A 20,150-nucleotide genomic window follows, 5' to 3' on the forward strand; every position below is an offset into this window, starting at 1 on the left:
AGCGACGATGTGGAGGACTACTCTACACTGGAATAGAGGAATGTATCTTCAAGTGACTCAGATACAAACAACTGAGAACTTTATTCATACTTTCTCAGTTTTGGTGGCGATTTGCAGCAATAACGTAGGAATACTTAACACAAATTTTGTCTGTTACTCACGGAGTTGTTCATAATGAAATTAATTATTATTGGATTAATCGCACTTTACGGGTATGGGGCGTGGAAGTTCTGGTATGGGTTCGAGCGGACTAATTTTAGTCAGACTTTACCTAATCGCATCGGTTTATCTTTGTTGTGGCCGGCTTTATTTATTATTAATAAATCCTATCGTCGCAACTTTCAAAAAGCGTTGAAGGGCTAGTGAAAAAAGTCTGAAGTATGAAGGCTGAAGGCTGAAGTATGAAGGCTGAAGTATGAAGGCTGAAGTATGAAGTATGAAGGCTGAAGTATAAAGCCAATAAACTTGTATACTCAGCCTTTTGAGGTCAAGACGGTGCGTTAACGAAGTAACGCACCCTACAAAAATAAAAATCTATTTTTTCTTGGTCAAAATATTGATGGCTGCACCAGCAACTGCACCATCTACAGCATTACCTAGGGTATCACCACCGCGCCCGGTGAGAGCACCTGCGGCGGCGCTAGCTGCAGCACCGACGGCGACATCTTGTCCTAGGCTGCGTTTTTGGCGGTTGGGTCTGCTTCTTGTACCGTTGACAGCGTTAACCGCAGCACCAGCAGCACCTCCTCTCACAGCATTGTTGATCACCGAACCTCGTCCCCTAACTGCGCCGGAGACGACACCAGCAGCGGCGCCAATACCGACATCGCGTAATAAATCATCGGCTACGGCTGGTTTAGCGGGAACTAGGGTTACGCCTGCTAAACTTGCAGCCATGAGGCTAGGTAGAAATGTACGTTTTAAGCTGAGATTCATCGTAGTACCTTGTGAAGAAATCTAACGACTGAAGAATTAATTTCAGCGATCGCGATCGCCTAATAGCGTGATTTTTGATCTAAGCAACAGCAAGGTTTTCTTGCATATGAACAGATCTATTTTCATACGAAAAAACTTTATTTACATCTACTAAAAGCAATAAAAATCATTAATTGTGTCTAAAAACTTTGTGGTTTTGCGTGATATTATTGAGGACAACTGCAACTACGAGATTTATCCTCGAATTAAGTATCAAGTTTAACTTAGGCTTCAGTATAAAAGTTGGTGAAATCATGATAAAACAGCTTTTTAGGGGTGCAGGTTATCGGGTGGCTACACAAGCGCTGTTATCTTCTTCTTTGCTAGTAGCAGCTTCTCCTGTTGTTCTAGCTGACCAGCGGGATTTTCGGGTTTATAATCGCACGAGTTCTGCTATTGTCAATTTGTATGTAGCACATAGCTCTACAAAAACATGGGAAGAAGACGTGCTGAAAAATGATGTTTTGGCTAGTGGTGAATCCCAAAAGATTACTTTTAGCGGGTATGGCAGGAATGAATGTTATTTCGATATTAAGGCTAAGTTTGAAGATGGGGAAGTTGTGGAAGATTACAAAATTAATCTTTGTGAAACTAATTCTTACACCTTCACTGAAAAGTAATAATTTTTAATTACAGAAAGAGAAGAGAAGCTATAAAATTCTTGTTCTCTATCTTTTATCAAAAACTTTAGTTGCGGGTTGAAAGCCCACTAAAAATAAAAACAGTCAACACTATTTTCTGTTCTTCTTAGTTGATTAAGGTTTACAGAACATAGTGTTTTTTTCATGAAACTAAATCGCTTGAATCCACTCTTTAACAGAGTATTCAGTCCAGATACCATTTTGCCAGTATGGGTCATTTTCAATCAACTGGCGGACGATCGCTTCGGTTTCGGCTTCATAAATACCAAAAACTTTGGTGACGTCTTTGGTGGGGCCGATAGTAATCAAGACGCCGGATTCTTTTTGTTTTGCTAATCCGTCTAAATGAGCTTGGCGGTAAGGGGTACGCTTTTCGAGAACGTCTTCGCAGTAGGTTCCCCACAGAATATATTTAGGCATAGTTATTTGTTATTTGCTAGTTGTTAACAAAACAGAATTCAGGAGTCAGGAGCCAGAATTCAGCATGAATTCCGTGCGACACTTCGACCAAGCTCAGTGCATCGCTGGTGGATGAATAAACGGGTTTAAGTCCCCCACTAATTGATTCTGAATTCTGAATTCTGGCTTCTGAGTTCTTTTTCAACTTCTCAAGTTGACGCCGAATTTTTCTACCAAAGCTTCGCGGACTTTGTTGTGTACGGGTTCAACTTCTGCGTCAGTGAGAGTGCGATCGCTAGCTCGATAAATTAGGCGAAATGCTAGACTGCGCTGTCCATCGGGGACATTTTCGCCGCGATATTCATCGAATAATTCCACTGAGGAGAGTAAATCTTTCCCGGCTTTGGTGATGGCTTTTTCGATTTCGGCGACGGAGATTTTCACGGGTGCGAAAAAGGCGATGTCGCGATCGCTTGCTGGATAGGTAGAATAGGGCTGGAATTTGGGGATGAGAATTTCGTCTTGATCTAAGGCATCCAGAAGCACATCTGCGTCTAATTGAAACAGGTATACTGAGTCTGGTAAACCTTTATCCCGCCGCAATTGGGGATGAAGTTGTCCAAATACGCCTAAGCTGTTACCTCTAATCCATAAAGAAGCGGTTCGTCCTGGGTGTAAACGCGGATCGCGGCGATCTGGTTGATATTCTACTTCTAGCTTCAGTTGGTGAAACAGGCTTTGTAAAATTCCTTTGGCTTCAAACCAAGTCAAGGGCTGTTCCCGACCACTTTTTGACCATTTTCCCACGGTGCGATCGCCACCCATAATCCCAGCGATCGCATCTGCTTCCCGCAGACCTTCTTCTTCTCGCCAAAAAATTCGCCCCATCTCAAACCCGTTGAGGGCGCCATTTCCCTGTTCTAGATTGTATTGGAAAGCATCAATTAACCCAGATATCAAATCGGTTCGCAACGCCGAGTATTCTGCAAATAGCGGGTTTGATAAAACTATCTGTCTTGCATCTCCTGGTTTCACTAGAGAATAATGGATAACTTCTGTCAAACCTGCAGCGCGCAGAAAATGTCGGACTTGGCGAATTAATTCTTGATCTAAAGGTAGATAGCCTGCTTCGGCTTTTTGTGGTAAGGTGTCACAAAAATTATCATAGCCATACAAACGGGCAATTTCTTCAATCAGGTCAACTTCCCGTTCTAAATCCCGATAACGGTAGGGGGGTACGGAAACTGTCCAAGTCTGCTCCCCTGAAGGGGTGACTTCACATCCCAGTGCGGTGAGGATGCGTTCTACGTCCTCTTCTTGCAGTTCTCCTGTATCTATTCCCAAATCAATCGGCCCTAGTAGTTGATTGACGCGCTCTAAACGCAGGACAATGGAACGACTCCAGGTAGCCCGGTCGGGGCGGGTATCAGCAATTTCTTGATTGACAATCACTCCCTCGGCTAGTTCCCCTATCAAAGATAGAGCGCGACGGGTAGCGACTTCCAACTCGGCCCGGTTGACTCCCCGCTCATATCTCCCAGAAGCCTCGCTTCTTAAACCCACACTCCGGGAAGAACGGCGAATAGCGACGGAATCAAATAACGCTGCTTCTAAAACTAAGCTTTGAGTTCCTGGGTGAACTTCTGTTTCTTCCCCACCCATCACCCCCGCCAGAGCTACAGGCTTTTCATTGGCGGTGATTAACAAATTGGGGGTTGAGAGGGTGCGGGTTTGTCCATCCAGGGTTTTCAGGGTTTCGCCAGCTTGGGCGAAGCGGACACCTACGGTTAATTTATCACTAGCGGCGACAGATTTGAGGCGATCGCGGTCAAAAGCGTGTAGCGGTTGTCCCCATTCTAACAACACGTAGTTAGTAATATCCACGACATTATTAATCGGACGCACTCCAGTCGCCCGCAAACGCTGTTGCAACCATTCTGGAGAAGCAGCAATTTTTACCTGCTCAATCACCGTACCTATGTAAGCTGGACAGGCTTGAGTGTCAGCCACCTTGACAGCAAAATTGTTACCTGTGTTGGTAATTGATACCTCCCCTGGTTGAGGAATTCGCAACTCTTCCCCTGTCAAAGCTGCGACTTCTCGCGCTATCCCCACCATACTGAGTGCATCAGCCCGATTAGCCGTAGCCGTCACATCTAAAATTACATCATCCAGCCCCAGTAAAGGACGGACATCACTTCCCAAGGACAAGTTTTCCTGGAAAAAAATATGAATTCCGTCTACATCAGCCGGTAAACCCAGTTCTTTTAAAGAACAAATCATGCCTTGGGAAGGGACACCACGCAGCTTTGCTGGTTTAATTTTTAAATCGATGTTCGGTAAATAAGTACCTGTAGTAGCGACTGGTACATAAATATCTGCTCGGACATTAGGCGCACCACAGACGATATTTAAAATCTCATCTGCACCAACATCCACTTGACAAACACTCAATTTATCAGCATTGGGATGGGGTTGACGCTCAACGACTTTCCCCACAACCACGCCATTAGCCCAAGTGCGGCGGTCTTCGATATCTTCTACTTCAAACCCAGCCATTGTCAGGGTTTCGGCTAATTCTTCTGGGCTAAGTTTTAAGTTTACCAGTTCCCGCAGCCAGTTGAGAGAAATACGCATATCAGTTAATTTTTTTGATCAATACTCAATTAATTGCGAGATGCAGACGCATTCGTCATTCGTAATCGCGGAGTTCCCATAGTATCTGGGTTTTTAGGTTTGAAGAAAGTGTGTCAATTTTCCCGAATTGGTGTTTCCTAATTTTAAATGCAGAAAAAGAGTACAAAAGTACTCCTTTAGTTTTGCTATTTAAAATTTATCAGATAACCTTCACTTTAACAGTGAAAGTGCTTCTAATAATGCCATTCGCGCTTGCCAAGTCTCAAATAATCTTTTTTGAGCATGTCGCTGGTCTATTCTCTGTATCCAGATAGGTTCAAAATTTGACAGCGATTCTCGTTGACATAAGTACAACCGTAGGGGCACGGCACTGCCGTGCCCTGACACAAGGGCGATATCATGCTGTACAGTTTCCTAATAGGAATCGCCGTATGACTTTGAGTGCTGTTGAGGGCACAGCACTGCTGTGCCCTACGAAATGTTTTGCTCAATCCACAACAAAAGATCGTGATTATAAAGGGTGTTAGTCATTGTTGAAATAGCAGGGAATAGGGGGATGAGGGGTTGTGGGGAGAAATAACTAATACCCCATGCCCATATATTAATCAACAACTGATTGCAAAGCCCGCAGTAATTCTTGTTTAGTAAAAGGCTTAGTTATATAAGCATCAGCGCCTTGTTTCATGCCCCAAATTCGGTCAATTTCTTGATTTTTGGAGCTACAAATGATAATTGGTACTTTTTCAGTTAACGGATTTTTTTTGAGTTGACGACAGAATTCAAAACCACTCATTCCCGGCATGACTACATCTGTGATGATGACATCTGGTGGCTGTGCAACTGCTTTGTCTAAACCATCTTTAGCATCATAAGCTTTGATGACTTTGTGTCCATTTTCTAACAAAAAATTGTTAATTAATTCCAACTGAGAAGGAGTATCTTCAACAACTAAAACTGTAGACATCTTAATTTTCCTTCATTATTTTTAACTAAGTGTACTTGGTGAGGAATTAAGCCAAATGCATAAAGACTATCTTCAGTAATTCGGCACGAGTAAAAGGTTTAGTGAGATAACCCGATGCCCCTACTAGTCTAGCTTTGACTTTATCTACAAGTCCTTTATTTCCGGTTACGAAGATAATGGGCGTATTTTTAAACAGAGAATTATTGCGGACAATCCGACACAGTTCATAACCATCTATACCTGCCATATTTAAGTCTAGTAATATCAAATCTGGTTTATGCCTAATAATTGACATTACTGCTTTGAGTGGATCATCAATAGTAATCACCGAGAAATTTTCATCCTCTAAAAATCGGCTAATTTCTTTGAGAATTGTCGGACTGTCGTCTACAGAAACAATTTTGTAGGTTTTTTTGGCGGTCGCCGTAGCAGTGGTTACTCTTTTTGGCCCTGGGGTTATGTTATTTTTTATTGTTAATTCTTGAACTTTATTTGTGGGCGGAGCTGCAACCTGTGCTAATTGCTGAATTGTGGCTATATTTTCTTGGGAAATTTTTTGTAAAGGGTTCGTGGCTGTGCTGTGCGGTCGGTCTATCTCTCCGGTTAATTCTTGTTCAACTAGTTCTGTGATGTAATGAGGGGATAATGATGCATCTTTAAAGGTTTTTGGCAATTGGTCAAATGGGGGATCTGGTTCATGCAAGATAATTCCTCCCTTGAGGATATAAGGAGATAAGTTGCGTGCCAGTTGAATTTCATCTTGATTCATAATTACAGCCAAATGACGCAAGCTAAAACCCTTCATCCAGTCAGTTAAACTTGGTTGGAGTTCTGGGAGATTTTTTTTCTGGAGTGAGCTAGTAATTAACAGGTGGGGACGCTGGTAAGGAGAAGAAATTTGTGGCGCTAAAGATTGCCAACTCTCCAATCTGGCTTGACAGCGTTCTAAAATTTTTTCAGCGTCGAGCCTGCAAATTCTTGGCACTCTATTAGTTGCATCACTTAATTGATAAATACCTGCATTAATTAACAAAAATGATTCGATAACTTCTTTGACCAATTCCTGAATCAGCACTGCAGCCTGCGTAGAATGCAAATGTTGTTGGCTGACTAGCCAGTAAATAGCTTGATATTCAGGAGGTTGGTAATTTTCATCTAGACTTTGTTCTGTAGATTGCGAAAGTGAGTCAGGCTCAAACATTAAGCGTAGTTGGACTCGAATTTCGTTGGTAAGTAGGGGGACTTGATGACTTAAGCGCCGTAAATGGCGTTCTAGTCTGTCAAAAGGTTCAATTGAGTGAGTGGCATAAGTAATTTTCCCTTGTTCTAGGTATATTAACCAAGAAACTGAGTTGCTGAATATTTGCAGACAAGTACTGTCAGTACTATCCGCTAAGTGTCTTAATAAACTCTGGGGATTTAGCTTAGTAAATGTGCCGACAATGTTCATAATTTTCTAGTTTTCCGGGGAATCAAACGGAATCAAGGTAAAGCTGAAATAGTGATATTCAAGTAGTTTTTGAGGTTACTTATTTCTCTAAAAGCAAATTATTCATGAATACATCTATATGTCTGGTGAATTGTGAAATTGACTACATAGCTAGGTTGTAACACTTCCTGCAATATACTGAAACTAAGTATTTTTCTAGTATCTGGATTTACAGTATTTATGTTTACAGAGGTATACTGATAATGGTAAATTTTCTGGCTTTGATTTATTTGTTTTATATAAAAATCGACTTTTCTACACAGAATCTTTAATTTATTTCGTACGCAGACGTAAGTGTTTATTGTATTCTAGTGATGCTCTATATCTTTCTCGGTAGATGTACTAGTATAAAGGTGATATCAACCTCTGCTAGTTTACCCCTGTACTCAACGAGTCCCTGATGAAAACTTTCCCAAATGTGTAGAGAATTTGATGAGAACAATCAGTTTAATAAAGATCGAACCATCTAATAGCAGTAGCCATACATATAATCGTGTTGGCATTGCGGACTATAACTATGTACTTTGAAAAAGGAAGAAAGCTTTGGATTATAACATAACACAAAACGTTATGACTGATACATTAAGACTTGATGAAGTTGTGGAGTTTGCTGAGAACCCAGAACCACGGTGTCCTTGTGTGTTATTACTGGATACATCAGGCTCCATGCAAGGGGAAGCCATAGAAGCTTTAAATCAGGGATTGCTGAGTTTAAAAGACGAATTAGTGAAAAATTCCCTGGCGGCTAGGCGGGTAGAAGTAGCGATCGTCACCTTTGACACCAATGTCAACGTAGTCCAAGACTTCGTGACGGCTGATTTATTTAACCCGCCCATCCTGACAGCACAGGGGCTAACGACGATGGGTGCAGGAATTCATAAAGCTCTAGATATTATTCAGGAGCGCAAGTCTCAATATCGTGCCAACGGTATTGCTTATTATCGGCCTTGGGTATTCATGATTACCGATGGAGAACCGCAAGGTGAGCTAGAACATGTCGTAGAACAGGCATCACAGCGTCTGCAAGGAGATGAAAATAATAAACGTGTAGCCTTTTTTACAGTTGGTGTAGAAAATGCTAACATGACCCGCCTCCATCAAATAGCTGTGCGTACTCCCCTGAAACTGAAAGGACTAAACTTTATCGAGATGTTTGTCTGGCTCTCAGCTAGCATGTCAGCAGTTTCCCACTCACAGGTAGATGAACAAGTGGCTTTACCTCCTATTGGCTGGGGCAGTATTTAATCAATAATGCAGCTTGATACCCACACAGCTAGCTGTTGAAACAAATCTATGAACACATCCAAACAGATTCCGCAATGGCATGTTTTAGCCGCATCTGTATGTGGCACAAGCCACTTGAAAAACAACCAGCTGTGTCAGGATGCTCATCACTGGCAAATATTGCCAGATAATATACTAGTAGCAGCGGCTGCTGATGGTGCAGGTTCTGCCAGTCAGGGAAAAGTGGGAGCAATGGTGGCTGTGGAAACAGCCATAGAAAACATTTCTCTCAAGGAAATTACCAGAGATGCTCTGGCGGATGATGCCACTGTGCAATCATTGTTAACTGAGGCGATGTTAGCCGCCAAAAAAGCGGTAGAAGAGGAAGCGGGTGCTTGTCAGAAACAGCCTCAAGATTTAGCAACTACCTTAATTGTGATGGTAGCCACACCAGAATTTGTGGCTGTGGCACAGATTGGCGACGGTATGGCGGTGGCGAAGGATAGTACAGGTAATTTACTGGCATTAACCATGCCGGATAATGGCGAGTACATCAATGAAACCACTTTTTTGACTTCTCCAGGTGCATTAGCAGCAGCGCAAATGAGATTGTGGCGTGAAACCATAGTCAATGTTGGTGTGCTTACCGATGGACTACAAATGCTGGCTTTGAATATGGTTGTCAGCGAACCTCACAAGCCGTTCTTTTTTCCTTTATTTGAATTTGTAGCTAATACAGACGATAAGTCGGTGGCGAAGGAACATTTGGTGAGGTTTTTACGCTCTGATCGGATTACGCAACGTACTGATGATGATTTGACGCTCATCATAGCTGCATTCAGCGAACGATGAGCAATGCTTTTAGCTAGTTCAGCTCTTTAAACAAACCCCGTTAATCGTAACTCTATCATGCAGGTACTACGTTGTCTTCCCAAGCAAGAAATTCTCAACCTCAGCGTCAGTTTAGGGCGTGGTGGTGAAGCTTGTATCTATGCAGTGCCATCTGATGGCAATTTAGTAGCGAAAGTTTATCACAAAGCAACCATTGCCCATGCCCATAAACTTCAGGCAATGCTGGCTAATCCCCCAGAAAATCCTACGGCTAATTTGGGTCATATTTCCATTGCTTGGCCGCAAGATATACTACTAAATGCAGATGGCGGTGATGCGATTGTAGGCTTTTTAATGCCGCGCATTCGGGGAATGCGTCCCATCATTGATTTTTATAATCCCAGAACCCGCCGCGAACATTGCCCTTTATTCAATTATCAATATCTGCTCCGCACGGCGCGTAATTTGGCTGCGGCTTTTGCGGCTTTACATGCGAGTGGTTATTGTATTGGTGATGTCAATGAATCGAATATATTGGTCAGTGATACGGCGCTAGTCACCTTAGTAGACACAGACTCATTTCAGGTTAACGATCCAGATAGCGATGTTGTTTACCGTTGTCCGGTGGGTAAGCCAGAGTTTACGCCACCGGAACTACAAAATAAAATTTTTGCTCAGTACGATCGCGAAGTTTACCACGATTTATTCGGGTTGGGAGTACTGATATTTCAACTGTTAATGGAAGGTACTCATCCATTTTCCGGGATTTTTCAAGGCTCTGGGGAACCACCAACTTATGAAGTCCGGATATCTGCAGGGCATTTTACTTATAGTAAAAAACGGCAAGTACCTTATTTGCCTACACCGATCGCACCAGCTTGGGAAATTCTCCATCCTAGTTTACAGCAACTGTTTGTTTGTTGTTTTGAGGATGGTCATTTTAATCCCCAACTGCGCCCTAGCGCCCAAAGTTGGTTGTCAGCAATAGCTGAGGCTGAAGACAGCTTAATCACTTGTGCTGTCAATCCCCAGCACCACTACAACTCTCACCTAGAAACCTGTCCTTGGTGCGAACGCAGTGTGCGCTTGGGTGGACGAGATCCATTTCCTTCACCAAAAGCGATCGCTGCTAAAGAACATCTCAAACCGCGAGCCAGAGTTAAAAGAAACCATACCCAAACCCCACGCTTGCCATATCCGGTAAATTCATTACAATCGTCTAATCATTGGCAACCGATATTTACCCAAACTTCTGTCACTCATCAACCATCCAAAAAGCGGAGGATTTACCCCGCAGCTTTGTGCTTGCTAGGTTTTGGGATGTTGGGCTACTTGGATATGATGGTAAAATTTACTCGCCCGTTTGTCAGCCAAAATACCTACACTCAGCAAACCCTGATGTCTCATCAACCCAATCAGGATAAGGCTCGCAATTTTGCTGATTATTATAAACAAGGTCATGCAGCTTACAAAATCAAAGAATATCAACAAGCAATTGATAACTTTAGCCAAGCGATCGCCCAAGAACCAAACCACCCCAAAGCCCGTGTCAATCGCGGCAATGCCCGCTACAATTTGAAAGACTATGAGGGCGCATTGCTCGACTATACTGAAGCTTTAAAGATTAATCCGGCAGAAGTTAAAGCTCTTGTGAATCGAGGTAACGCTCGGTATGCTCTGGCTGAATTAAGCAATGACCCTGATCGAGAATATAGTCAGGCGCTTGCTGATTTTAATAGTGCTTTGCGCCTTGATAGTAAAGAAGTGGAAGCTTACATTAGACGCGGGATTGTCCGCTCTCAAATCGCTAAATATAGCGGTGATTCTCAAAGAGATTATCGCCAAGCGCTAGAGGATTTCACTAATGCGATTAAACTCAACGCCTCGAAAGCAGAAGCTTTCTTTCAACGCGGCGTGGTTTATTCGCAAATAGCTCAATACAGCAGTGATTATACCTATGAATATAAACAGGCGATCGCTGATTTTAATCGAGCTTTAGCTATCAATGCCAAACTCGCAAAAGCCTACCTCAAACGCGGTATAGTCCGCTATGAACTCGCACAATACGGGGGTAGAGACTCTGAAATCAATCGCTTAAAAGCGATCGATGATTTACAGACATCAGCGAAAATTTCCCTAGAGAAAGACGATATGGACAGTTACCAACAAGCAGTCAGCAGTATTTGCGTCATCGTCGAAAATAAATGTGATACTTTATTCCAAAGCACAGGTATTGTCGATTCAGCAAACAAAATCAACTGATAAACATCCTTAGAGGTTGTTTGAAAAGTGGTTGGCTGTGATTCTAATCACATCATTACCCCCCTTAATCCCCCCTTATAAAGGGGGGAAACAAGAAAAATCCGGTTCCCTCCCCTTTACAAGGGGAGCCACTTCCGTGCGGGGGTTCCCCCCGTTGAGGAAAGTGGCGTGAGGGTTAGGGTGGGGTAAAAAATATTTGATACATCACGAAAGACTTTTCAAACATCCTTAGACTGATGAAAAACTCCACCCCACTTGCGGGATGGAGTTTTTAGACATGGCGTTACTTACCCTGAGCGACTTGTACTGAGCGAAGTCGAAGTAAGCCGAAGGAATGCCCAATTTTCCCACCCGTATTGTGGCGATTGATTAACAAGACCTCTGTAATTACCGCAGATATTTATAAAGCTTTCACATAGAAAAGACTTATTTTTACCTATACTTTATAAAAAATCAGCAAAATCTCGCTAGATTATTTACGTGGAAAAATAGAAAACGAATAATTTCAATTTCCTGGTTTCCACATGCAACAGCTTCAGCACAAAAACGTAAAATAAATACTGATTTAGCTGCAAATCTTTGAGGTAATTACATGAAAGCAGTGATTTTGGCTGGAGGTCTTGGTACCCGTCTAAGCGAAGAAACTAGTATCAAACCCAAGCCGATGGTAGAGGTTGGTGGGAGGCCAATTCTGTGGCATATCATGAAGATTTATTCTGCCCACGGAATTAATGAATTCATTATTTGCTGCGGATACAAAGGATACATCATTAAAGAATATTTTGCAAGCTATTTTTTACACATGTCAGACGTTACTTTTGACATGCGATTTAACCAAATGAATGTGCATTCTGGCTACGCTGAACCTTGGCGTGTCACCTTAGTAAATACAGGTGATAATTCCATGACGGGCGGACGTTTAAAGCTAGTCAGAGAGCATATTGGTAACGACACTTTTTGCTTCACCTATGGTGATGGGGTCAGCGACGTTAACATCACAGAACTAATTAAGTTTCACAAAGAACAAAAGACATTAGCAACACTAACCGCAGTCCAACCAGCAGGGCGTTTTGGCGCAATTTCTCTGGGACAAGAGCAGACTAAAATTACGAGCTTTAAAGAAAAGCCAGAAGGTGATGGCGCTTGGATTAATGGTGGTTATTTTGTTCTAGAGCCTGAAGTTATTGACTTAATTACTGATAACTCCACTGTTTGGGAGCAAGAGCCATTAGAAAAGCTTGCTAACATGGAAAAATTATCAGCTTTCAAACATAGTGGTTTTTGGCAACCAATGGATACATTGAGAGATAAAAACTACCTTGAAGACTTATGGAAAAACGATAAAGCTCCTTGGAAGGTTTGGTAAGCAAATATTTTTTGCCTAAAAAATAGACTTTGCAGAATATTAAGTTAGGAATGAAAGCATAAAGTAAATATTAAGTCTGATGTCTTACGGCAGTGTCAGGATTTGAATATCAGCGACAGTATAAATTGCCGTAACGCACCCTACCATTTAAGCTTTACTTTATAAATCATCTCTAAGGCGTGCATCGACACCTATGTGCAAGTATGAGCAGCAACCAGTAAACAATCAGTTAGCAATTAAGCGCCCGTGCATAACCAACCAAGCTAACAGTTTTCGTTTCTGTGCAAAATCGGTAGTCAAAAAAGTACATCGTCTTACTGTTATAAATTGAGTGAAAACGGCTCAGTGGTGCTGTGATTCCATAAGCTTGAGGTTATGTCTAATCAACAGCCACAAAGCATTTATCCATGATTGATATTTTGGTCAAGCAAAGTAAAAGGTTTGGGAATGGAAGCGAATTTTTGGAGTGGTAAAAAAGTTTTTGTTACAGGACACACGGGCTTTAAAGGTAGTTGGTTGTCTGTGTGGCTACAAATACTAGGTGCTGAGGTGTTTGGTTATTCTTTGACGCCGCCAACATCTGTGAATCTATTTGAGCTAGCCCATATTGCTGACGGGATGACATCAGTAGTGGGAGATATCAGAGACTTAGACGCCCTCAAGCAGGCGATGCAGAGTTTCCAGCCAGATATCGTCATCCACATGGCAGCTCAAGCTTTGGTACGTGAATCTTACATCAATCCAGTTGATACCTATGCAGTTAATGTCATGGGGACAGTGAATGTACTCGAAGCAGTCAGGTATGTATCCAGCATTAGAGCAGTTGTCACAGTCACATCTGATAAGTGTTACGAGAATCGAGAGTGGGTTTGGGGCTACCGAGAAAATGACCCGATGGGAGGAAAAGACCCTTACAGCAACAGTAAAGGCTGTGCTGAGTTAGTCGCTGCAGCTTATGGTCACTCTTTCTTCAATCCCGCTGATTATGCTCAACATGGCGTAGCTATGGCTTCTGTGCGCGCTGGAAATGTGATTGGCGGCGGCGATTGGGCGAAAGACCGTTTAGTTCCTGATATTCTCAATTCTTGGCTGACCGGAAAAGAAGTAGTTATTAGAAACCCCCAAGCTGTTCGTCCTTGGCAACATGTTTTGGAACCGCTAAATGGTTACTTAGTAATAGCTGAGAAATTATTTACCCAGGGTTATGTGTATGGTGGCGGCTGGAACTTTGGGCCGAATGAGTCTGGAGTGAAAACAGTAGCTTGGATAGTGGAGCATCTCCAGCAGCTTTGGGGTGAGGACGCTAGCTGGGTTCAAGATGGTAGCATTCAACCCCACGAGGCTAATCTTTTAACCTTGGATTGCTCAAAAGCTCGGACTAAGCTGGGCTGGGAACCCAGATTAGACTTGTCAACAGCTTTGGCTTGGATTGTGGATTGGACTAAAGCATGGCATCAAGGTTGTGATATGAAGCAGAAAACTCAATCGCAAATTCAGCAGTTTATGCAACTGGCAAATATTTAGTTGTCACCTGCTCAGATTTTTAGATTGAAGATTCAAGATTGAAAATTTAAAAAAATCGGAAATTAAATGAATTAATTCATGACACAAATCTGAAATTCTTGATGGCAAAAATAACATTAATGTCAGGTTCAATCTAAAGTCCGAAATCCAAAATTGTTTAACTTACAAAATCTATCTTCAGTTCCCTATGATTTTTACCGAAACTGCACTGAATGATGCTTTCATGATCGAATTAGAACAAAAACCAGATCATCGTGGTTTTTTTGCTCGGACTTTCTGCGCGCAAGAATTTGCTGCCCACGGTTTAAAGCCAACAGTAGCTCAATGTAACTTGTCTTTTAACCATAAAAAAGGTACTGTGAGGGGAATGCATTATCAAATTGCTCCTGCTACAGAAACTAAATTAGTTCGCTGTACTAAAGGCGCGATTTATGATGTAATTATTGATATGCGCCCTGAATCTCCGACTTTTTTATCACATATTGGTGTGGAACTGACACCAGATAATTACCGCGCTTTATATGTGCCGGCAATGTTTGCCCACGGTTATCAAACACTCACAGATGATAGTGAAGTTGTATATCAAGTGAGTGAGTTTTACACGCCGGGTTATGAGCGGGGTTTGCGTTATGATGACCCTTCTTTTAATATTGATTGGCCTTTAGAAGTTTCGGACATTTCGGAAAAAGATGCTAACTGGCCTTTGCTGCGAATGATGATGGTAGGGGAAGCAGAAAGCAGATAAAGAGAGAAATTAATCTGCGATTTATATAGACCTGCTGGGAAAAAAGGGGTGAGGGACTAGAGGCTAGGGAATAGCCAGCGTAACGTACCTCCAAATATTTGCGGTGCGTTAGGACTTTAGTCCTAACGCACCCTACCGAACTAACCCCTAATCCCTAACCCCTAGGATCTGGGTGTTGGGTTGCGTTACACTTCACCCAACCTACGAAATATACGAAATCTATTACTAAAGTCCGTAACGCACCCTACCGAACTAAACCCTAATCTCTAGTCCCTAATTTTTCTCTATTTAACTAATTTTCTTGATAGCTTGATCAGTATTGTAATCAGCAGAAATCGATGCAGTGTCTGCTCAAACGATACGAAGTGACAAAAGATAGTTAGGAGAATATTGACTAACAACAACAAATTCAAAGTAGATTGATATCATGTTGACTACTATTAAAGATAAAGGTTTGTACCTAAAATCAGAGCTAGATTATAGAATGGCGCGGTGGCAAAATGCTAAGAATTTACCTGCGCTGACAGCAGGCGATCGCTCAATTGTGACGGCTCTGAAAAATGACGGTATTTACATCACTAACCTCGCGGATTTAGGACTACCCTCTACATCACAACTCCTAAATGCTGCTCACAGTTTATTACCAACTATGGGGACGGAAAATTACGACAAAAACCTCCAAAACCCCCCGGAAATTTTCATAGTTACGGACTTACCAGCATTTGCTAATTGGGGCAGTGAGCCAAGACTGACTAATATCATTCACAATTATATTGGTCTTCCCATTGCCTATCATGGTGTACACCTACGCAAAGATTTTGCTAGTGTTGATCAGTTCGCCACACTTCTTTGGCATCGGGATGTAGAAGACCGCCGAGTTCTGAAAATTATCGTTTATTTAAATGATGTAGAAGAAAAACATGGGCCTTTTGAATATGTGCCTTTATCTCATACTGCCATTCATCAATTGAGTCATTATCGCATTCACCACAAGATTCATAATTCAGGGGGAATCGATGATGAAACCCTTAATCAAATTGTGCCTAAATCTGCTTGGAAATCTTGTCCTGGTGCCGCAGGTACGGTGATTTTGGCTGATACGAGAAGACTCTTACATCATGGCACCCTCCGCACCGAAGAACGATCAACGCTGTTTTTTGTCTACACCGCTAACCCTCCCAAAAACCCCAGACTTTGCACTCACTACTGGGATGATACTTATCCTCGACCAAATTTAAATCAAGCAGCAGATGCTGTGAAAATTGGCACATCTATTGTGTAAATAAACTTAGGTAGTCGTGTCATACTGAGGATAAGTGAGAAGCAAATTATCTCTACCGTGAGTTAAATTCATCAATTATTTGTCAGGGAAAATTAGCGTCAGGGTGTAAATGAGAAAGAGAAATTGATAATTGATGATGATGGGATTAATTTATTCTCAGTAAATAAAAAAAATAGCGATCGCTAACAACAAACAGCCAAAAAAGGAATCTCACCCATGATTATTATTGATAGTGCCTTACAAGCCCGTGCTGCAGCAAATAATCCCGTGAAAGTAGGGATGATTGGCGCTGGTGCTATGGGAAAAGGAATCGCCAATCAAATTATTAATTCTGTACCGGGGATGGAGTTAGTCGCTATCTTCAGCCGCAACATTGACGCTGGGAAAACAGCTTATGCAGAAGCAGGAATTGAGGATGTCAAAGTTGTTACCAGTGTTAGCGAATTAGAAGCCGCGATCACTCAGGGTAAATATGCAGTCACCGAAGACGCCGAGTTACTGTGTCGCGCTGAGGGAATCGACGCTTTAGTTGAAGTTACCGGTGCGGTAGAATTTGGCGCTCATATCGTCATGGAAGCGATCGCCAACCGCAAACATGTAGTATTAATGAATGCCGAACTAGACGCCACCATCGGCCCCATCCTCAAAGTCTACGCAGACAAAGCAGGCGTCATCCTCACCGCTTGCGATGGCGACCAGCCAGGGGTAGAAATGAACCTGTATCGCTACGTGAAAAGTATCGGACTCACCCCCCTACTGTGCGGTAACATCAAAGGTCTGCAAGACCCATACCGCAACCCCACCACCCAAGAAGGATTTGCTAAACGTTGGGGTCAAAAAGCACACATGGTGACAAGCTTTGCTGATGGGACAAAAATTTCCTTTGAGCAGGCGATTGTCGCTAATGCTACAGGGATGAAAGTTGCCAAGCGGGGGATGCTCGGATACAACTTTACAGGTCATGTGGACGAAATGACCAAAATGTATGATGTTGATTATCTCAAAGAACTGGGCGGTATCGTTGATTATGTAGTTGGTGCCAAACCCAGCCCTGGCGTTTTCGTTTTTGGGACTCACGACGACCCCAAACAGCGTAAATTCCTCGACCTATACAAACTAGGTGAAGGCCCACTTTACAGCTTCTATACACCTTATCACCTCTGCCATTTTGAAGTTCCCTTGTCTGTAGCGCGGGTTGTCTTATTCCAAGATGTTGTTCTTGCGCCCCTCCGAGGCCCCGTCGTCGATGTGATTACCACCGCGAAAATCGACCTGAAAGCTGGGGAAACTCTAGATGGTATTGGTTACTACATGACCTACGGGCAATGTGAAAATTCAGCGATCGTTCAGGAACAAAACCTGCTGCCAATTGGTCTAGCTGAGGGATGTCGTCTGAAGAGAGATATTCCCAGAGATAGAGTCTTAACTTATGATGATGTGGAGTTACCAATAGGCAGACTTTGCGATCAACTACGAGCTGAACAAAACGCTTATTTTGCTGCTGAAAAAACCTTAGCAGCAGTTGGATAAAATATTAGTTTGACGCACATTAGTAGTAGGTATTTATTTGATGTGTGGCTACATGAAGCGTTAATTGTCTAAACAAAAATCAACACCTTTGATTAACCAATTTTCCTCATTACCTGGCAAAGCCCAGGTAATTTGTTCTTTCAGGTAGAGGTTGAAAATCTCCAAAATATAGTACACTAACATATCCACGTTATTCATCAAAAGTTCGTAACGAGAGTTAATAAATACTGGCTGCTTTAACTGCTGGTAAATAGTTAAGTTCTCAAGATACTTGACGATAGCAAAGAATTTGCATAACATGTAAAACTAATGAACAGAGTGCTATATTTATAATCAAAACACTGCCAACTGTCTTGTGCAAAAACATAGGGTGCAAACGAGATTCCAGTAACTGACCGCTTCCCTTTGAGCAGATTTTTCCTGACTGATACGATTAACTCACTGATTGTGATTCGTCACAATGCACGGTTGTGAGTTATCAGGCTGTACGAGCAAAAACTTGAGAAATGTAGTTGTCGATTCACTAGCTCCAATTAAGAACATACCAAGTGTAAATCGTCGTTTCTCGTAGGTTTACGGCAATTTAATGACAAAAGAGACTGAAACGTTGAGTGATGTTGCAATGTCAACAGACGTTTGAGGAATTATAAGAGGTTGTTTTCAAAGTGATTGGCTGTGATTTTAATTACGTTGTTACCCCCCTTAGTCCCCCCTTATAAAGGGGGGAAACAAGAAAAATCCGGTTCCCTCCCCTTTATAAGGGGAGGGTTAGGGTGGGGTAAAAATATTTGATACATCAATCATGACTTTTAAAACATCCTCTAAGATGTTTTGTAGTTTGAGTAAACTCGGTGAGTATATCCATTGAGAAACTTTTGGTTGCATTCATCTGATTTTGAGACGATTTCCTGCTACTCCAATTTGATATTACTTATCTGCTTACATGGGTTCGTAGTCAAAGTTCAAGCTCTAATTCTTAAATAAGAACAGTATTTAAGTCCTGATTACAAACTAGATAATGTGAAAACAACAAGGGAGTAATAGAGTTGAAATAAAATAATTTGGGCATTCACAAATATCATTATTTGCCCATTGATAAAATTCGTAGAGACGTTGCTTTTGCCACGTCTCTATACATCGTACAACCACGCTTTCTTTATTTATGAAAATTGCTCTAGTCCATGATTATTTAACCCAGCGCGGAGGGGCGGAGCGCGTGTTTGAATTACTTTGTAAGCGCTACCCAGAAGCGGACATATTCACTTCTATATATGATCCGCAAAAAACTATTGATATTAGCTCGCGTGTAGTCAAAACTACTTACTTGCAAAAAATTCCCGGCGCAGCCAAGCATTTTCGATTGATGGCGCCCTTTTATTTTCCCGCCTTTCGCGCCCTAGATTTGCAAGAATATGACTTGATTATCAGCAGTAGTACTAGCTTTGCTAAAGCAGTACGAAAACGCCCCAACGCTCGCCACATCTGCTTTTGTCATAACGTCACTCGTTTCTTGTGGGACACACAAACCTATCTGCGGGAGTATGGAGACTATCGATATTTTGCGCCCTTAATCGAAAAAATCTTCCAAGTGATGCGGAACATAGACCTGAAATATGCTCAGGAACCGGATTTGTACATCGCTAACTCCAGCATTGTGGCGCGAAGGATTCAAAATATTTATCGAAAAAATGCGATCGTCGTTAATTATCCTATTGATACCAGTAACTTTGTTTTTTCTGATATCAAAGAGGAATATTACTTAGCGTCAGCGCGGATGATTAGCTACAAGCGTTTAGACATAATTATTGAAGCATTTAATTGGTTAGGGTGGCATTTATTAATATCAGGTGATGGCCCAGAACAAGAAAGATTAAAAGCCAAAGCTTTAGATAATATTGAGTTCTTAGGACATGTGAGTGATAGCCAACGCAAAAACTTATTTTCTAAAGCTAAATCGGTCATCGTCGCCGCTTTAGAAGATTATGGATTAGTTCCAGTAGAAGCGAATGCGAGCGGTACACCAGTCATCGCCTACGGAGCGGGTGGAGTATTAGATACTCAGATACCTCAAAAAACCGGAGTCTTTTTTAAGAGACAAACACCCGAATCTCTGCATACCGCATTACTAGAAGCTCAAGCCATCAATTGGGACTATGCAAATATCCGTAATCACGCAGTGACTAATTTTTCCGAAGCAGCATTTTTTAACAAAGTGGAAGCAATTATTAGCCCAGCTTAGTGAGAGCATCAATGATTTGTGTGATTTGTGAGGCGAAGGATA

The 20,150-nt window shown here is 42.1% G+C and carries 17 protein-coding genes; 11 read left to right on the forward strand and 6 right to left on the reverse strand.

From position 1 onward, the window contains the following. The first annotated feature begins 174 nt into the window (after positions 1-174). The gene (locus MIC7126_RS0126320) at positions 175-363 is read left to right on the forward strand and encodes a hypothetical protein (RefSeq protein WP_017656125.1); all 189 of its coding nucleotides are present in this window, start codon (positions 175-177) and stop codon (positions 361-363) included. A gap of 171 nt (positions 364-534) precedes the next feature. Here the strand turns inward: MIC7126_RS0126320 and MIC7126_RS0126325 are convergent, their stop codons facing one another. Beyond that, on the reverse strand, positions 535-936 hold the full coding sequence (locus MIC7126_RS0126325) for a hypothetical protein (RefSeq protein ID WP_026100542.1): 402 nt from the start codon (positions 934-936) through the stop codon (positions 535-537). Between the two features lie 293 nt (positions 937-1,229). Between MIC7126_RS0126325 and MIC7126_RS0126330 the strand changes: the two genes are divergently transcribed. Next, positions 1,230-1,595, forward strand: coding sequence for a hypothetical protein (locus MIC7126_RS0126330; protein ID WP_017656127.1), 366 nt, complete (start codon positions 1,230-1,232; stop codon positions 1,593-1,595). A 171-nt stretch (positions 1,596-1,766) separates the two neighbouring features. Here the strand turns inward: MIC7126_RS0126330 and MIC7126_RS0126335 are convergent, their stop codons facing one another. From MIC7126_RS0126335 to MIC7126_RS0126350, 4 genes are all read right to left on the reverse strand, one after another. Then, entirely contained in the window at positions 1,767-2,036 is a 270-nt protein-coding gene (locus MIC7126_RS0126335; RefSeq protein WP_017656128.1) for a YciI family protein, read from the reverse strand. A 180-nt stretch (positions 2,037-2,216) separates the two neighbouring features. Continuing rightward, positions 2,217-4,652, reverse strand: coding sequence for a phenylalanine--tRNA ligase subunit beta (gene pheT / locus MIC7126_RS0126340; RefSeq protein WP_017656129.1), 2,436 nt, complete (start codon positions 4,650-4,652; stop codon positions 2,217-2,219). Positions 4,653-5,253: 601 nt separating this feature from the next. Further along, on the reverse strand, positions 5,254-5,616 hold the full coding sequence (locus MIC7126_RS0126345) for a response regulator transcription factor (protein ID WP_017656130.1): 363 nt from the start codon (positions 5,614-5,616) through the stop codon (positions 5,254-5,256). A gap of 46 nt (positions 5,617-5,662) precedes the next feature. Further along, positions 5,663-7,066, reverse strand: coding sequence for a response regulator (locus MIC7126_RS0126350; protein ID WP_017656131.1), 1,404 nt, complete (start codon positions 7,064-7,066; stop codon positions 5,663-5,665). 609 nt (positions 7,067-7,675) lie between these two features. Here MIC7126_RS0126350 and MIC7126_RS0126355 point away from each other — a divergent pair. The 8 genes from MIC7126_RS0126355 (at position 7,676) to MIC7126_RS0126390 (ending at position 17,869) form a co-directional block, all read left to right on the forward strand. Beyond that, positions 7,676-8,350, forward strand: a complete 675-nt coding sequence (locus tag MIC7126_RS0126355; protein WP_017656132.1) for a vWA domain-containing protein — start codon at positions 7,676-7,678, stop codon at positions 8,348-8,350. 48 nt (positions 8,351-8,398) lie between these two features. Further along, the gene (locus MIC7126_RS0126360) at positions 8,399-9,181 is read left to right on the forward strand and encodes a PP2C family serine/threonine-protein phosphatase (protein WP_017656133.1); all 783 of its coding nucleotides are present in this window, start codon (positions 8,399-8,401) and stop codon (positions 9,179-9,181) included. 57 nt (positions 9,182-9,238) lie between these two features. Next, positions 9,239-11,422, forward strand: a complete 2,184-nt coding sequence (locus tag MIC7126_RS0126365) for a tetratricopeptide repeat protein (RefSeq protein ID WP_017656134.1) — start codon at positions 9,239-9,241, stop codon at positions 11,420-11,422. Between the two features lie 592 nt (positions 11,423-12,014). Continuing rightward, a complete protein-coding gene (gene rfbF / locus MIC7126_RS0126370; protein ID WP_017656135.1) occupies positions 12,015-12,788 on the forward strand; it encodes a glucose-1-phosphate cytidylyltransferase in 774 nt (257 codons plus the stop codon). Between the two features lie 447 nt (positions 12,789-13,235). Continuing rightward, positions 13,236-14,312: a CDP-glucose 4,6-dehydratase gene (rfbG, locus tag MIC7126_RS0126375; RefSeq protein ID WP_017656136.1), complete on the forward strand. Its 1,077-nt coding sequence runs from the start codon at positions 13,236-13,238 to the stop codon at positions 14,310-14,312. A 187-nt stretch (positions 14,313-14,499) separates the two neighbouring features. Beyond that, the gene (rfbC, locus tag MIC7126_RS0126380; protein ID WP_017656137.1) at positions 14,500-15,057 is read left to right on the forward strand and encodes a dTDP-4-dehydrorhamnose 3,5-epimerase; all 558 of its coding nucleotides are present in this window, start codon (positions 14,500-14,502) and stop codon (positions 15,055-15,057) included. A 427-nt stretch (positions 15,058-15,484) separates the two neighbouring features. Beyond that, on the forward strand, positions 15,485-16,339 hold the full coding sequence (locus tag MIC7126_RS0126385) for a phytanoyl-CoA dioxygenase family protein (RefSeq protein WP_017656138.1): 855 nt from the start codon (positions 15,485-15,487) through the stop codon (positions 16,337-16,339). A gap of 216 nt (positions 16,340-16,555) precedes the next feature. Continuing rightward, positions 16,556-17,869, forward strand: coding sequence for an NAD(P)H-dependent oxidoreductase (locus MIC7126_RS0126390; RefSeq protein ID WP_017656139.1), 1,314 nt, complete (start codon positions 16,556-16,558; stop codon positions 17,867-17,869). A 60-nt stretch (positions 17,870-17,929) separates the two neighbouring features. Here MIC7126_RS0126390 and MIC7126_RS30930 read toward each other — a convergent pair whose 3' ends face one another. Next, positions 17,930-18,169 carry a hypothetical protein gene (locus tag MIC7126_RS30930; RefSeq protein ID WP_154656038.1) on the reverse strand — a complete coding sequence of 80 codons (240 nt, stop codon included), beginning with the start codon at positions 18,167-18,169 and terminating at the stop codon, positions 17,930-17,932. An 862-nt stretch (positions 18,170-19,031) separates the two neighbouring features. On the opposite strand from MIC7126_RS30930, the gene MIC7126_RS0126400 reads away from it, so the two are divergent. After that, positions 19,032-20,108: a glycosyltransferase gene (locus MIC7126_RS0126400; RefSeq protein ID WP_017656141.1), complete on the forward strand. Its 1,077-nt coding sequence runs from the start codon at positions 19,032-19,034 to the stop codon at positions 20,106-20,108. The last annotated feature ends 42 nt before the right edge of the window (positions 20,109-20,150 follow it).

It is taken from the genome of Fortiea contorta PCC 7126 (genome assembly GCF_000332295.1).
Classification (GTDB): Bacteria; Cyanobacteriota; Cyanobacteriia; order Cyanobacteriales; family Nostocaceae; genus Fortiea; species Fortiea contorta.

Bases quoted from the DNA above. Each gene is read 5' to 3' on its own strand.
- MIC7126_RS0126320 (WP_017656125.1), top strand. From the start codon at position 175: ATGAAATTAATTATTATTGGATTAATCGCACTTTACGGGTATGGGGCG.
- MIC7126_RS0126325 (WP_026100542.1), bottom strand. From the start codon at position 936: ATGAATCTCAGCTTAAAACGTACATTTCTACCTAGCCTCATGGCTGCA.
- MIC7126_RS0126330 (WP_017656127.1), top strand. From the start codon at position 1,230: ATGATAAAACAGCTTTTTAGGGGTGCAGGTTATCGGGTGGCTACACAA.
- MIC7126_RS0126335 (WP_017656128.1), bottom strand. From the start codon at position 2,036: ATGCCTAAATATATTCTGTGGGGAACCTACTGCGAAGACGTTCTCGAA.
- pheT (WP_017656129.1), bottom strand. From the start codon at position 4,652: ATGCGTATTTCTCTCAACTGGCTGCGGGAACTGGTAAACTTAAAACTT.
- MIC7126_RS0126345 (WP_017656130.1), bottom strand. From the start codon at position 5,616: ATGTCTACAGTTTTAGTTGTTGAAGATACTCCTTCTCAGTTGGAATTA.
- MIC7126_RS0126350 (WP_017656131.1), bottom strand. From the start codon at position 7,066: ATGAACATTGTCGGCACATTTACTAAGCTAAATCCCCAGAGTTTATTA.
- MIC7126_RS0126355 (WP_017656132.1), top strand. From the start codon at position 7,676: ATGACTGATACATTAAGACTTGATGAAGTTGTGGAGTTTGCTGAGAAC.
- MIC7126_RS0126360 (WP_017656133.1), top strand. From the start codon at position 8,399: ATGAACACATCCAAACAGATTCCGCAATGGCATGTTTTAGCCGCATCT.
- MIC7126_RS0126365 (WP_017656134.1), top strand. From the start codon at position 9,239: ATGCAGGTACTACGTTGTCTTCCCAAGCAAGAAATTCTCAACCTCAGC.
- rfbF (WP_017656135.1), top strand. From the start codon at position 12,015: ATGAAAGCAGTGATTTTGGCTGGAGGTCTTGGTACCCGTCTAAGCGAA.
- rfbG (WP_017656136.1), top strand. From the start codon at position 13,236: ATGGAAGCGAATTTTTGGAGTGGTAAAAAAGTTTTTGTTACAGGACAC.
- rfbC (WP_017656137.1), top strand. From the start codon at position 14,500: ATGATTTTTACCGAAACTGCACTGAATGATGCTTTCATGATCGAATTA.
- MIC7126_RS0126385 (WP_017656138.1), top strand. From the start codon at position 15,485: ATGTTGACTACTATTAAAGATAAAGGTTTGTACCTAAAATCAGAGCTA.
- MIC7126_RS0126390 (WP_017656139.1), top strand. From the start codon at position 16,556: ATGATTATTATTGATAGTGCCTTACAAGCCCGTGCTGCAGCAAATAAT.
- MIC7126_RS30930 (WP_154656038.1), bottom strand. From the start codon at position 18,169: ATGTTATGCAAATTCTTTGCTATCGTCAAGTATCTTGAGAACTTAACT.
- MIC7126_RS0126400 (WP_017656141.1), top strand. From the start codon at position 19,032: ATGAAAATTGCTCTAGTCCATGATTATTTAACCCAGCGCGGAGGGGCG.